This window comes from Sporosarcina trichiuri, from assembly GCF_030406775.1.
Classification (GTDB): Bacteria; Bacillota; Bacilli; order Bacillales_A; family Planococcaceae; genus Sporosarcina; species Sporosarcina trichiuri.
Window position 1 is genome coordinate 2,423,972 of sequence record NZ_CP129119.1, and the last position, 13,277, is coordinate 2,437,248.

At 52.0% G+C, this 13,277-nt stretch carries 14 protein-coding genes; 13 read left to right on the forward strand and 1 reads right to left on the reverse strand.

Annotated features, from left to right (window positions below):
* Positions 1-14: 14 nt before the first annotated feature.
* From QWT68_RS12235 to QWT68_RS12265, 7 genes are all read left to right on the forward strand, one after another.
* Complete coding sequence (locus tag QWT68_RS12235) at positions 15-803, forward strand: MBL fold metallo-hydrolase (protein WP_040285316.1); 789 nt, start codon at positions 15-17, stop codon at positions 801-803.
* Between the two features lie 325 nt (positions 804-1,128).
* Positions 1,129-2,436 (forward strand): S1C family serine protease, encoded by a 1,308-nt coding sequence (locus tag QWT68_RS12240; RefSeq protein ID WP_290148537.1) that lies wholly within the window; start codon positions 1,129-1,131, stop codon positions 2,434-2,436.
* Positions 2,437-2,602: 166 nt separating this feature from the next.
* Positions 2,603-2,788, forward strand: a complete 186-nt coding sequence (locus QWT68_RS12245) for a CxxH/CxxC protein (protein WP_290148538.1) — start codon at positions 2,603-2,605, stop codon at positions 2,786-2,788.
* Positions 2,789-2,846: 58 nt separating this feature from the next.
* Positions 2,847-3,326 (forward strand): 23S rRNA (pseudouridine(1915)-N(3))-methyltransferase RlmH, encoded by a 480-nt coding sequence (gene rlmH, locus QWT68_RS12250; protein WP_040285317.1) that lies wholly within the window; start codon positions 2,847-2,849, stop codon positions 3,324-3,326.
* A gap of 321 nt (positions 3,327-3,647) precedes the next feature.
* Positions 3,648-4,394, forward strand: a complete 747-nt coding sequence (locus QWT68_RS12255; RefSeq protein ID WP_290148539.1) for a methionine ABC transporter ATP-binding protein — start codon at positions 3,648-3,650, stop codon at positions 4,392-4,394.
* On the forward strand, positions 4,387-5,049 hold the full coding sequence (locus tag QWT68_RS12260) for a methionine ABC transporter permease (RefSeq protein ID WP_290150486.1): 663 nt from the start codon (positions 4,387-4,389) through the stop codon (positions 5,047-5,049). Before QWT68_RS12255 ends, QWT68_RS12260 begins: the two co-directional genes overlap by 8 nt.
* Positions 5,050-5,065: 16 nt before the next feature.
* Positions 5,066-5,896, forward strand: coding sequence for a MetQ/NlpA family ABC transporter substrate-binding protein (locus tag QWT68_RS12265; RefSeq protein ID WP_290148540.1), 831 nt, complete (start codon positions 5,066-5,068; stop codon positions 5,894-5,896).
* Between the two features lie 85 nt (positions 5,897-5,981).
* Here QWT68_RS12265 and QWT68_RS12270 read toward each other — a convergent pair whose 3' ends face one another.
* Complete coding sequence (locus tag QWT68_RS12270) at positions 5,982-6,842, reverse strand: 5'-methylthioadenosine/S-adenosylhomocysteine nucleosidase (protein WP_290148541.1); 861 nt, start codon at positions 6,840-6,842, stop codon at positions 5,982-5,984.
* A 658-nt stretch (positions 6,843-7,500) separates the two neighbouring features.
* On the opposite strand from QWT68_RS12270, the gene QWT68_RS12275 reads away from it, so the two are divergent.
* The 6 genes from QWT68_RS12275 (at position 7,501) to QWT68_RS12300 (ending at position 13,037) form a co-directional block, all read left to right on the forward strand.
* Entirely contained in the window at positions 7,501-8,037 is a 537-nt protein-coding gene (locus tag QWT68_RS12275) for a sigma-70 family RNA polymerase sigma factor (RefSeq protein ID WP_290148542.1), read from the forward strand.
* Between the two features lies 1 nt (position 8,038).
* Positions 8,039-8,437 carry a helix-turn-helix transcriptional regulator gene (locus tag QWT68_RS12280; RefSeq protein WP_290148543.1) on the forward strand — a complete coding sequence of 133 codons (399 nt, stop codon included), beginning with the start codon at positions 8,039-8,041 and terminating at the stop codon, positions 8,435-8,437.
* Positions 8,427-9,725, forward strand: coding sequence for an FtsW/RodA/SpoVE family cell cycle protein (locus tag QWT68_RS12285; protein WP_290148544.1), 1,299 nt, complete (start codon positions 8,427-8,429; stop codon positions 9,723-9,725). Before QWT68_RS12280 ends, QWT68_RS12285 begins: the two co-directional genes overlap by 11 nt.
* Positions 9,726-9,779: 54 nt before the next feature.
* The gene (locus tag QWT68_RS12290) at positions 9,780-11,279 is read left to right on the forward strand and encodes a phytoene desaturase family protein (protein WP_290148545.1); all 1,500 of its coding nucleotides are present in this window, start codon (positions 9,780-9,782) and stop codon (positions 11,277-11,279) included.
* 70 nt (positions 11,280-11,349) lie between these two features.
* The gene (locus QWT68_RS12295; RefSeq protein WP_290148546.1) at positions 11,350-12,249 is read left to right on the forward strand and encodes an alpha/beta fold hydrolase; all 900 of its coding nucleotides are present in this window, start codon (positions 11,350-11,352) and stop codon (positions 12,247-12,249) included.
* Positions 12,246-13,037, forward strand: a complete 792-nt coding sequence (locus QWT68_RS12300) for a TatD family hydrolase (RefSeq protein WP_040285320.1) — start codon at positions 12,246-12,248, stop codon at positions 13,035-13,037. Before QWT68_RS12295 ends, QWT68_RS12300 begins: the two co-directional genes overlap by 4 nt.
* The last annotated feature ends 240 nt before the right edge of the window (positions 13,038-13,277 follow it).

Sequence of the window (13,277 nt, forward strand, 5' to 3'; positions counted from 1 at the left end):
GGAGATAAAGAGCTATGCGATTCAGCGTTCTTGCCAGTGGCAGCACTGGGAATTCCATCTATATCGAAAATGACACGGGCGCTTACTTGGTCGACGCCGGATTCACCGCCAAGCGGATCGAAGCACAGCTTGCGAAAATCGGCCGTTCGATGAAACATATAAATGCAATTTTTGTCACACACGAGCACAGCGATCACATCAAAGGTATCGGCGTACTCGCTCGGAAGCACGGTGTTCCGATCTACGCCAACCAGAAAACATGGCAGGCGATGGACGGCCTGGTCGGGGAGATTCCGCTCGATCAGCGGTTCCAGTTCGACATGGAAACCGTCCAGTCGTTCGGCTCCCTGTCAGTCGAGTCGTTCGCCGTCTCTCATGATGCTGCCGATCCGATGTTCTACGTCTTCCATGAAGCGGACCGGAAACTCGCGATCATCACGGACACCGGCTATGTCAGCGACCGGATGAAAGGCATCATCAAAAGCGCCGACTCGTTCGTCTTCGAATCGAACCACGACGTCGGCATGCTGCAGATGGGCCGCTACCCATGGAGCGTCAAACGCCGGATCCTGAGTGACGTCGGCCACGTCTCGAACGAGGACGCCGCCATCGCGATGAACGACGTCATCAGCCAGAAAGAGACCCAGATCTACCTGTCTCACCTGAGCCGCGACAACAACATGAAGGACCTCGCCCGCATGAGCGTCGAACAGACACTGCAGACATGCGGCATCATAACCGGCGAATATGTCCATCTGCACGATACCGATGCAGAAAATCCGACCGATCTCGTCCTCGTGTGATTAGGAACCCCCGCAGCTGCGGGGGTTTTTGTTTTGACGGCGATGCGGCGATGCGCTCAAGCAGGCGGCGGAACGCTCAAGCAGGCGGCGATGCGCTCAAGCGGGCGGCGAAACGCTCAAGCGAGCGGCGGAACGCTCAAGCGGGCGACAGAACGCTCAAGCTATCCCGGCATCCGAGCAAGCCTGCTCACCTACTTCCTCTCCCTAATGGAACGATTCCTCCTCCCCTGACGTCTAAATTACCGAGACCCCCTCTAATTCCATTTTAAAATCAGCAAATTGGGGTACAGTGGTAAGAGACAATTGAATCGAAAGGACGAGTGCCATGGATGACTACAATCGAGAACGAGAAGAGGATCGGCTGCATCGGCCGACGGAACCGGACGCTGAACGGATGGCGGACACCCCCGAGCCGCTGACATCGCCGGAGGAGCCGGTGTACAGACGGCAGACCCCGCCGCCGCCCCCTGAACCGCCCAAGAAGAGAGGCGGCTTTTTGCCTGCCTTATTTGGTGCCATACTTGGCGGCCTGCTCGTGTGGCTGCTCATGTTTGCGACAGGCGGAACGAAAGACGGAACGGTCGAGAAGACGGCAGGAACCGTCAAGGATACTCCGGGCAGCAGCCAGCAGGTGAGCGTCGACATCAGCAGTGACATCACGGACGTTGTCGGCAAATCACTCGACACAGTCGTCGGTATCACCAACCTGCAGAGCGGCCAGGATTTCTGGTCGCAGTCCTCTGCCCCGCAGGCGATCGGTACGGGGTCAGGCGTCCTGTACAAAAAAGAGAACGGCAAAGCATACATCGTCACGAACCACCACGTGGTCGAGGATGCGTATGCACTGGAAGTTTCTCTGGAAGACGGCACCAAGTTGAAAGGAGAACTGGTCGGCAGTGATATCTGGACGGACCTCGCTGTCGTGACTGTTGACGCGAAAGATATCGGCGCGACGATTGAGTTCGGAGATTCGGATGCACTGAAGCGAGGAGAATCGGTCATCGCGATCGGGAACCCGCTCGGCGAAGGTTTCGCAGGATCCGTCACAGTCGGCGTCATCTCCGGCAAGGACCGCTCCATTCCGGTGGACCTGAACAATGACGGCAACATCGACTGGCAGGCGGATGTCCTCCAGACGGATGCAGCCATCAACCCCGGCAACTCCGGCGGTGCGCTTATCAACATGGCGGGCCAGCTGATCGGCATCAACTCCATGAAGATTTCTGAAGAAACGGTCGAAGGGATCGGCCTCGCCATCCCGATCAATCTGGCGCTGCCAATTATCGAGCAGCTGGAAGAGACCGGCGAAGTGAACCGGCCGACGATGGGCGTCTCCCTGCTCGACCTGCGCACGATACCGGCCCAGCAGCAGGATGTTCTCAAGCTGCCGAAAGATGTGAAAGACGGCGTCGTTGTCACAGAAGTGTTCCGGAATACTCCGGCTCAGACAGCAGGCGTTGAAAAGTATGATACAATAGTGGAAATGGATGGGGAGAAGATCACCAATATGGTCGAACTCCGGAAACACCTGTACAACGAGAAGCGGGTCGGCGACAAGATGACCATGAAAGTGTACCGGGACGGCAAGCCTGTTACAATTGACATGGTGCTGAAAGACGGCAACTCGTTCTGATGCACATGTGCATAACCAAAACCGTTTAGTTATCCACAGCAGGCACGATAGCAGAGAAAGCGCTATTGTGCCTGCTTTTTTTATCAACAAAACCGGGTTTGTGGATAAAACAGAAAATTTGTGCATAAGTGTGTGGGGAAAATAAAATACGGAAGAGGCGGTAGAATTGAAGATTTATAGCTGTGAAAGCCATATAAACCGGGCACTTGACGAGTACGTTGCAAACGAGGGAACATTTCCTGCCATGGAACCTGTCAAAAAAGATGTCAAGTTATCCACAACATGCAGTTACTGTGACCAGGTCCCAATATATATTGTGACGAACGTACAATCGGACACAACATCTAGCTGACTGTGTGGATATGTGCATAACTATTGTGAATAACTTTTCAAAAAAGGTGGACAACGCTGTGAATATTACAATCATAACAGTCGGAAAACTGAAAGAGAAATACTTGAAGATGGGCATCGAGGAATATACGAAGCGGCTTGGCGCATATGCGAAAATCGATCTGATCGAAGTCGCTGACGAAAAAGCCCCCGAACAGCTGAGTGAGGCAGACATGGACATCGTCAAAAAGAAGGAGGGAGACCGCATCCTCGCGAAAATCTCCCCGGACGCGCATGTCATCGCCCTCGCCATCGAAGGCAAACAAAAAACATCCGAACAGCTCGCCGACACCCTGCAGTCGCTCATGACGTACGGCAAAAGCAAAATCACCTTCGTCATCGGCGGCTCACTCGGCCTGCATGCAGATGTGTACAAGCGTGCGGATGAGCTGCTGTCGTTCTCGAAGATGACGTTTCCGCACCAGCTGATGAAACTGATCTTACTGGAGCAGGTGTATCGGGGGTTCCGGATTATGCGAGGGGAACCGTATCATAAGTAAATACGGTTTCTAATTGAGGGAAGAAGCAATACAGACAGGTTTAACTATAGAAAATGCATGCAAGTGATATACTAACTAGAGTGAGGTATGCATTTAGATAGAAAAGACGCGGATGTGGTGACCGATTTATTAGGTATTCCACAAAGGAACTGACATTCAGAATTAGCCCAAGATCCAGCTGGAACTCAAAAGGCAGACTCCGCATCGTATCTGGAGCCTGCCTTTTTTAATCCTTTTTGCAGAGAATATGACAGCGTATTCATAGTACGCTATACTCATAAAGGCTGCAGTCGCCTTTTTCGAATAGAGAGGGGAAATACTTTGATTTCTTTACATAATGTCAGTAAAACGTTTAACGGGGTTCCCGTCATTCATTCCATTACTCTCTCCATTGCACAAGGCGACATACATGGCATCATAGGTGCTAGTGGTTCAGGGAAATCGACATTGTTACGAATGATGAACTTATTGGAAGCACCAGACTCAGGCGAAGTTGAAGTGAATAAACAAAAGCTGACCGTATTTAACTCCAAACAACTTCGGCAAGTACGTAAATCCATCGGCATGATTTTTCAACACTTTAACTTAGTGGCCAATAAAACCGTTTATCAAAATGTCGTGGTAGCGCTTGAACTTGCAAACTATCCGAAAACAGACCGTCAGAACCGTGCAATAGAATGTCTTCGGTTTGTTGGACTGGAACGTTTCATGACAAACTATCCAGCACAACTAAGCGGTGGGCAGAAACAACGCGTAGCTATTGCGAGAGCGCTCGCGAACCATCCTGACGTGTTGTTGTGTGATGAACCCACGTCTTCACTCGACCCTCACACGACTGCTGAGATTCTCGCAGTGCTGTCCGATATCAACAAGAGATTGGGCGTTACCATTGTTCTCGTGACACATGAGATGGACGTCATCAAAAGCCTGTGTAACCGCGTTACCGTTCTATCAGATGGATCCGTCCACGATACGGTAACGATTACACCGAAGGGGATTGAAGCAACGGAAAATACAGCAGCACACCTTCTGCAGCAGCTTATGAAAAATGGTGATCCACATGCCTGAAGTACTCGTTCAATATCAAGCCGAAATAGGGCAGGCAATTGCAGAAACGTTCATCATGGTGGGAATTTCTATCATTGCAGCTGTCTTAGTAGGACTGCCCGTCGGAACTCTGCTGTTTCTGTGTCGTAAAGGACAAGTGTTTGAAAACCTACTTGTTTTTGGCACAGTCAATTTCCTCGTGAATGTCATCCGTTCCTTTCCGTTTTTACTGCTCGTGGTCTTTTTGATTCCTTTTACTAGACTAGTGATTGGAACGGCAATCGGTACTGCTGCTGCAACCGTGCCACTCTCGATTATTGCGATTGCCCACTATTCACGACTAGTGGAACAAGCTTTATTGGATGTACCTAAAGGAGTGATGGAAGCAGCAATTTCAATGGGGGCTTCATTGAAAGAAGTCATTTTTAAGTTTTTATACGTGGAAGCCCGTTCAGGACTTGTCCTTGGACTTACGACTTCCATCATCAGTTTCATTTCGTATTCAACAATTATGGGAGTCGTAGGTGGCGGGGGAATCGGTGATTTTGCAATTCGGTATGGCTATCAGCAGTTTAAGACAGATTTAATGATTTATATGATTGGGATTATGATCATACTTGTTCAGCTAATTCAATTTGCAGGAACCACTATATCCAGATGGATTGACAAAAGATAGAGAATGGGAGAAAACAATGAAAAAATTTATTTTATTTTTAGTGATGAGCAGCATTCTAGCAGCAGCAGGCTGCAGTAAATCAGATTCTTCTAGTGAACCTGAAAAAACGCCGCCTAAAGAAGAAGAGAACGTCACATTGAAAGTAGCATCCCTCATCCCGCCAATGACAGAAATTCTAGAATTGGTGAAACCAACATTAGCAGAAGAAGGCGTTGACCTTGAAATCGTTGTATTGGGCGATAACGTCCAACCGAACAGCGCGCTGGCAGCAGAAGAGGTGGACGCTAACTTTTTCCAACACGTACCGTACATGGAAGAATTCAATCGGAATAACAATGCGGACTTAGTTCCGATTACACCGATCTATTTTGCCAACTACGGAGTCTATTCAAAAGACTATGACTCGATGGAACAATTACCAAAAGGGGCCAGCATTGCAATTGCGAATGATATTTCAAATATTGACCGCTCGTTGGCATTGTTAGCTCAGCAAGACTTGATCAAGCTTAAAGACAAAGAAGGGCCTTATTATACGAAGGCGGATATTATTGAAAATCCGAATGACTATCAGTTTAAAGAAGTGGATTTACTTATGCTTGCAAGAATGTACGATGATGCAGATGCAGTCGTTATGACACCGGCATACGCTGCGCCATTGAACTTAACACCAAAAAGTGATGCACTTCTAACAGAAGGTGTTGAAAACGACTTTGCCATCACGTTGATTGCCCGGGAGGACAATAAAGAGTGGGAGCCGATTCAAAAGTTATCAAAAGCGATGACATCAGACGTAGTTCGAAAATTCTTAGAAGAAAACTATGATGAAACCGCGATTCCAGCTTTTTAATGAATAGGATTCAACTCAAAAGAAGAAGAGGACGGAGTACTGAATATACCGTCCTCTTCTTCTTTATGTCGGGAATCGCAGCCCATTATTTTAAATTAGAGATATATTGTTTCAAAACAAGGTGAATATATTCCTGATTGGCAGCTGCCGTATCTGGGTTATATTGACCGTCATTTGTTTTGTTATTGGAAAGGATCCGAATACCTAGGAAAGGGACACCGTAGCTATCCGAAATTTGTGCCGCCGCAGCACCTTCCATTTCTTCAACGGAAGTACCGTACTTTTCGTGGAACCACTTGATGCGATCAACTTCATTGTTCCAGAGATCCGCAGATCCGATAGTGCCTTCGACAACCTGGCCTTGGTCATATTGGTCTTTAACCGCATTCGCTGCTGCCAATAACCCCTTGTCGCCTTCAAAGTAGCGAATCTTCTCTGCATCAGGATCTTCTCCGGCACTTCCTTCAGAAGCCATTAAGTCCATAGGCTTCCAAAGCGAAGGATCCATTCCTTCATTCTCCTCAGCAGACTCGGTCTTTAACGAACCGATATTAACCGTTCTTTTACCTAATACAATATCGAATACATGTAAGTCGGGATCATGTCCGCCTGAAGTTCCCTGATTTATAATCGCAATGGGGTTGTACTTTTCAATTGCCAATGCGGTCGCAGCCGCCGTGTTTTCCATCCCTTTACTAGTCTTTGTAACAATTACAGGGTAGCCATCGATGGTTCCTTTATAAAAGACAAAGTTCCCGGACTTTTCAACTTCCGCATCGTCTAATTTGTCAGCGAACTTTTCAGCTTCGATGGGCATAGGCCCTTGGACAATAATTGGACGTTGTTCAGCTTCTGCCCCGCTTTTAGCTGATGAGTTGCAGCCTGATACCATTGCTGCTAAAAAAATCGAACATGCCATGAATCCAGCCAGTTTTATTTTCTTCAAAGTAATCTCCTCGTCCCTGAAATTATTTTCAATGAATAGTATTTCTACCCAGTACCCCCCTCAGTGCAATTTATAAATCATACCAGCTAAGCATTTAATGGATAGGTGTTGTTAATATATTATTAGTTAGTTTGATTGTTAGAAGCTAGTGTGATCTGCATGTGGAGAGTAGGTGAGAATACTATTCAAAGTGAATTAATTGTGAGTATAACAGAGGGTTTTTATAATTACAACACTAAATACGTACGTTAAAGTTAAATTTAAAATAATAGTACGTGTTTAGTTGGTAATATCCTTGGTTTGATTGAGTGAAACCATGTTTTTTATTTAATTTACGAACTTTATTTAAATTCTGCTGTTGAACATAGCACCATTGTGGTGGTTTCACCCATGAATGATGAGTAGTATCTATTAGAATATGGAAATAATTCTCAATTGGATTCAGTACGGATAGCCATATCATAAATAATAAATCGTTTTGCTAAATGACCTGCTTACTCGACATCACAGTAAGTCAGGTTATTGGTCTTTCCTACATAACTCATTCCGACTTGGCAATCAAATATATTAATAAGCAGACGGGGAAAGGAAAAATTTCCTCACCACCCAAACTATCACTCACCGACACTCGTCTAATGTATTGAAAGGGGACAAGCCGATGGATAGTTATTCACTCGACCAGTCACCGGCGCATACGGATGACATGATCATCGATCAGCTGATGACGGACTATGGTCAGGAGATTCTGCAGCTGGTGATGCAGTATGTACATAACTTGGCGCTGGCTGAAGATCTGACGCAGGAGATCTTCTTGAAGTGCTATAAGGCACTGCCTGCTTTTCAGCATGACGCGTCTATGAAAACGTGGCTGTGGCGCATTGCCATCAACCACTCGAAAGATTATCTGAAGAGCTGGTATGCCCGGCATGTGGAGGTTTCCGGGGAAGATGGCCTGGACTGCGGGAAGGGTCCGGACGGGGTGGAACAGGAGATTCTGCAGCAGGAACAGGGCGAGGAACTGATCCGCGCGGTCTCCGCTTTGCCGGTAATGTATCGGGAAGTCATCTATTTCTGTTATTACGAGGACCGGACGATGAAAGATATCGCGGAAATCCTTCAAGTGAAGGAAGGCACGGTCAAGACGAGGCTGCGCCGGGCGAAACAGCTATTACAAAATCGATTGGAGCGTGGATAGGATGGAAGATCGTTTGCGTGATTTGAAAAAAACCATGGATCGGACCTTGTTCCGACGTACCGAATTTACGGACACACATCAGGAACAGATCCGCAGCCAGCTGAACGCGGAGCGATTGACAGAAACGATTCTTCCGCTGCTGACGAAGCCGAAGACCGGCATGGAGCTGACGCAGCTGCTGCATGCGCGCGGCGTCCGTCTGATTGCAGGTCATGAAGGACTGGTGTACTCGATTCTGCATGATGCTGAACAGAACGGCTGGCTCGCTGCCAGCTGGGCAGACGGACAAAAATACTATCAAGTCACGAAGCTCGGAACAAAGGCATTCTTCCGCGAGCGGCCACGGGAGAAACAGGCGGATGGAAGCTTACTGAGGGAGGCGAGAGCCGATGTCCAGTGAGGCTTTTGTACAAGCTGTCACCCGCTTCATCCGCTCGAAGGAGGCACGCCGCCATGTGGCTGTCGAATTACAGAACCACCTGGAGGAGTCGAAACAGGCCTGGCTGCGCAATGGCTATCCGGAGGAAGAAGCGGAACAGAAAACGGTGGCGGCGATGGGTTCCGCGTCCCAGCTTGGAAAGTCCATGAATAAAATTCATCGGCCGGCATGGGATTTCTGGCTGATTGGCATCATTTCTTTGTTGCTGGCTGCTGGCTTCTTACCGCTTTTCTCCGCCGATTTCCAGCAGCAATTCGACTCTGATCTGACAGGTTACTTTGTCCAGCATAGGCTCTTGCATGTCGGTATTGGAGTAGGGATCATTGCAGCTTTGATCTATATCGATTACAGGAAACTGCAGCGTTTCAGTCTGCCGTTCTATGCGGGTGCCATAGTACTGTTAGTGTGTCTGTGGCTTCTGCCGGCCACTTACGTGAATGGGCAGGCGATGCTGCAGATTGGTCCGCTTCGTCTGCAGACGTGGATGGCACTTCCCTTTTTGGTCACCTCGATGGCCGGTTTTTTCACAGCACCCAAGTGGAAGGGGTGGCAGCTTGCCGGCTTCACCCTAGTACCGATCCTGCTATTCACGTTGCTGTCCAACTTGACCGTCCTGATGCTCTATATGGCGGTCTCTGCTGTTCTTTTCGGGTACAGTTATTTTTCACGAAGAGTCAAAATCGGTGTATTTTCTGCCGCAGGGGGAATTGGACTCTGTATAGCCGCTTTCGGTGTATACGCTTATCACCGCTTGCTTGCGCCTTATCAGACAGAGCGTATTACGGCATTTCTGAACCCTGAAAGCTATAGTGATTCGGCAGGTTATATGATACTTCTATTGAAGGAGGCGCTCGCTGAGGCAGGACTTTTCGGAGCGGAGATGAATACCTATATACCTGAAGCACATACAGACTACGCATTAGTGCAGCTCATCCATTCCTATGGATATGTTGCTGGAGTCCTGGTCATTATGCTTCTGCTCGCTGTCACGATCCGGGTTGCCTGGATGGCCCGCACCTTGCCGCGGTCTTTCGGAAAGTTACTCATCCTGGCTTCCGTGACTGTTTACAGCATGCAGAGCCTATACTCCATTCTTATGATATTTGGATTTCTTCCACTTACCGGCATGTCGCTGCCGTTCATCAGTTATGGACTGCTGCCTCTGCTGATTCATGCCTTCTTGCTTGGCATGGTCCTGAGTGTATATCGGAGGAAGCTGTATGTGACAAATTCGTTGTCCTCTATTTGATGAGATACAGATGTTTTTAGAAAACAACCAGATGTAGAGAAAGGCAGTGATCCCATGACCCAATCCATCTGCATCCTCGGCGGCGGCATCAGCGGGCTGACGGCGGGGGCGTTTCTGGCGCAGGCGGGGTGCCGGGTGACGGTGCTGGAGAAGGCGAAGACGGTGGGCGGTTCGGCGGGGGCATATGTGCGGCAGGACCGGCGGTTTCCGGCGGGGGCGACGGTGGCGTTCGGGCTGGAGGACGGCGGGCTCCTGACGGGACTGTTCGGCGGTCTCGGAATCGAGGTGCCCGCGGTGCGGCTTGCGCACCCGATGGATGTGGTGCTGCCGGATCGGACGGTGTCGGTGTACCAGGACCGGCTGCGGTGGAAGGCGGAGCTGGCCCGGGTGTTTCCGGAAAGGGCGGCGGAGGTGCTGGCGTTCTGGAAGGAGCTGTCACAGATCGGCGGGACGGTGTTCGGTGTGACGGCGACGGGCGTGTCGCTGCCGGTGCGCCGGCTGTATGATCTCGGCCACTTGCCGGGGTACGCGCTGCGTCACCCGGCGCGGCTGCTGCCGGTCGCCCGCCGTGCGCTCTGGACGGTCGGGGATCTGCTGAACGCCCACGGACTCGGGTCGTATGCGCCGTTCCGGCAATTCCTGGATGCGCAGCTGATGGATGCGGCGCAGACGGATTGCGGTCACGCGGCACTGCTGCCGGCGAGTCTTGCACTCGACATTTACCGGCGGGGCAGCTACTTCGTCGAGGGCGGTCTCGGGCAGCTGAGTGAGCTGCTGGCAGACCGGATCCGCGGGCTTGGCGGGGAAGTCGTGATGAGTTCCCCAGTGACGTCTCTCATCCGGGAGGATTCGAGCTGGCGGGTTGTGACCCGGAAACGCAGCGACCTATATGACGTGGTCCTTAACAGCACGGGTGTGTCGTTCGGCATCGGAACGAGCCATGCGGAGGACGATGCGTTCTCGTGGGGGGCGTTCCGGATCGACGCGGTGCTGGATGAGCGATTTGCTGAGGAGCACCTGGCCGGCCGGACGCTGCCGTTCGCGCTGCAGATCCAACCGGCAGCTGGACACCCGGTCTACGAGGCAGGCGGCCACGGACCAGTGTACGTTACGTTCCTGCCGTCTGCGGACGGGCATGGTGAACCGATCAATGGCGAAATCATGATGACCTGTTCCATCCATACGGAGCCCGGCGGTTGGGAACGGCGGCCGAAGGAGATATATGCCGAGAGAAAACGGGCATTGGCGGATGCGATGCTTGCCGCAATCGAAGACGTGATGCCGATCGAGCGCTATGTGCATCGCTCGGACGCGGGAACACCGGCGACCTATGACCGCTATATCGGCAAGACGGCGGTCGGCGGGTTCCCCCTGACCGTGCGGAATGCCATTCTCCAGCCGAACAGCGTACGCTCGCCGCTGCCGGATTTCTACCTGGCCGGCGAGCAGTCGTTTCCCGGCCCGGGAACGCTGTCGTCTGCGCTGAGCGGTTACCACGCGGCGCGCGCTATCCTCGGCGGCCGGATACACCCCTCCTTTTCAGGGTATAGATGAAACCAGAGCGCTGTCCGCGGTATGCAGGCAGCGGAACGGATTCATTCATCCTATAAAGGAGGGTTTTTTCATGTCTTCTTCACGAGAACATACGTATATCGACGTGAACGGTGTCCGCCTCCATGTCGTCCAGCAGGGATCCGTGGAGGGAGAGCTGGTTGTGCTGCTGCATGGGTTCCCGGAATTCTGGTACGGCTGGCATCAGCAGATGGACTATTTGGCAGAACAGGGGTACCGAGTGTGGGCGCCCGACCAGCGGGGCTATAACCGGAGCGATAAACCGGAGCCGGTGTCCGCCTACCGGGTGGAGGAGCTTGCAGCGGACGTTGCAGGACTGATCGAGGCATCCGGACGCGGTAAAGCAATAGTCGTCGGGCATGACTGGGGCGGTATCGTCGCGTGGAACGTCGCCCGGCGGTATCCGGACCTCGTTGACCGGCTCGTTATCCTCAATGCGCCGCACGAGGCGGCGATGGCGGGCTATACGGCGACGCATCCGCTGCAGCTGCTGCGCAGTTCATACGCAGGGTTCTTCCAGCTGCGCGGCGTGCCGGAGAAGATGCTAAGCGCAGATGGATTCAAGCCGATGGCGGCCATGCTGGAGGCGAGCAGCCGTCCGGGCGCCTTCACGGAGGAGGATCTGGCCGCCTACAAGCAGGCATGGGCACAGCCCGGGGCACTCCGGTCGATGATCAACTGGTACCGCGCGAACGCGAAGACGCTGTTCTCCCCGCAGCCGCCGCTCCGGGTGCCGGTGCCTGTCCTCGTCATCTGGGGAGCGGGGGACCAGTTCCTCGGCCGGGGACTCGCACTCCGGAGTCTCGATTTCTGTGACGACGGCCGGGTCGTCTATTTCGAGAACGCGACCCACTGGGTGCATCTGGAGGAAGCGGAGCGGGTCAATGGGCTGCTGGGTGAATTTTTTGGGAATGCACGATATCTTGAGAATCGGATGGTGAGCTTGGAATGACGAAGGAACCGGTGATCGACGCACACATCCATCTGGATCAGTACGAAGAGGCGGACCGCAGAAAGCTGCTGGATGGCCTGCAAGAGGCGGACATCCGGGCGCTCGTCGCCGTCTCCACCGATCTTGCATCGGCCCACCGCACACTCGAGCTGGCCCGGCAGGACAGCCGCATTCGTCCGGCAATCGGGTTTCATCCCGAACAGCCGCTGCCTTCAGAAGAGGAGCTCGGCGCCCTGCTGCAGCTGATCGACGAAGAGCAGCACAGAATCGCAGCGGTCGGGGAAGTCGGCCTGCCGTGGTACATGCGGCTGGGGGATCCGACAATCGACCGTACGCCCTACGAAGAAGTGCTGTCGCAGTTCATCCGGAAAGCGGTGGATTGCGGACTGCCGATTGCCCTCCATGCCGTCTATAAGGATGCCGAGACTGTCTGCGAACTGCTCGAGCTGCACAGCGCAGAACAGGCGCATTTCCACTGGTACAAAGGCAGCGACCGTACGCTCGATCGGATCATCACGAACGGCTGGCTCGTATCAGTCACACCGGAAGTCGTCTACCGGCCGAAGATCCAGCACATCGCCCGCCGCGTCCCGCTCGCGCAACTCATGGTCGAAACCGACGGACCGTGGCCGTTCGAAGGCCCGTTCACCGGGCAGCGGACCGACCCGCGCATGCTGCATGCAAGTGTCATGGCGATTGCCGGCCTGAAACAACTGCCGGCGGGCACCGTGTACCGGGAGCTGCTCAGAACGACGGAGCGGTTTTATGGGGTAGAAAGGAGCATCTGAGTATCCATAAACCTCAGCATCCGCAGTTCCACGTGAAACATGATGAATTTCTCTCGGGACGATGACTGCTGTTTAATTTATTTGTAATTCCAGGATGGCAAAAGAATTTTTGGGTGAACAGAAAATAGTGCAGGCGGCGTATAGGCAGCAGGCTGGTGAATAAAATGGAAAACCTAAGCGCATGGCAGAGGCAATTCATGCGTTTTTGCAGATGTTTTTTATCAAGTCCTGTATTGTCTT

Bases quoted from the DNA above. Each gene is read 5' to 3' on its own strand.
- QWT68_RS12235 (WP_040285316.1), top strand. From the start codon at position 15: ATGCGATTCAGCGTTCTTGCCAGTGGCAGCACTGGGAATTCCATCTAT.
- QWT68_RS12240 (WP_290148537.1), top strand. From the start codon at position 1,129: ATGGATGACTACAATCGAGAACGAGAAGAGGATCGGCTGCATCGGCCG.
- QWT68_RS12260 (WP_290150486.1), top strand. From the start codon at position 4,387: ATGCCTGAAGTACTCGTTCAATATCAAGCCGAAATAGGGCAGGCAATT.
- QWT68_RS12265 (WP_290148540.1), top strand. From the start codon at position 5,066: ATGAAAAAATTTATTTTATTTTTAGTGATGAGCAGCATTCTAGCAGCA.
- QWT68_RS12275 (WP_290148542.1), top strand. From the start codon at position 7,501: ATGGATAGTTATTCACTCGACCAGTCACCGGCGCATACGGATGACATG.
- QWT68_RS12280 (WP_290148543.1), top strand. From the start codon at position 8,039: ATGGAAGATCGTTTGCGTGATTTGAAAAAAACCATGGATCGGACCTTG.
- QWT68_RS12285 (WP_290148544.1), top strand. From the start codon at position 8,427: ATGTCCAGTGAGGCTTTTGTACAAGCTGTCACCCGCTTCATCCGCTCG.
- QWT68_RS12290 (WP_290148545.1), top strand. From the start codon at position 9,780: ATGACCCAATCCATCTGCATCCTCGGCGGCGGCATCAGCGGGCTGACG.
- QWT68_RS12295 (WP_290148546.1), top strand. From the start codon at position 11,350: ATGTCTTCTTCACGAGAACATACGTATATCGACGTGAACGGTGTCCGC.
- QWT68_RS12300 (WP_040285320.1), top strand. From the start codon at position 12,246: ATGACGAAGGAACCGGTGATCGACGCACACATCCATCTGGATCAGTAC.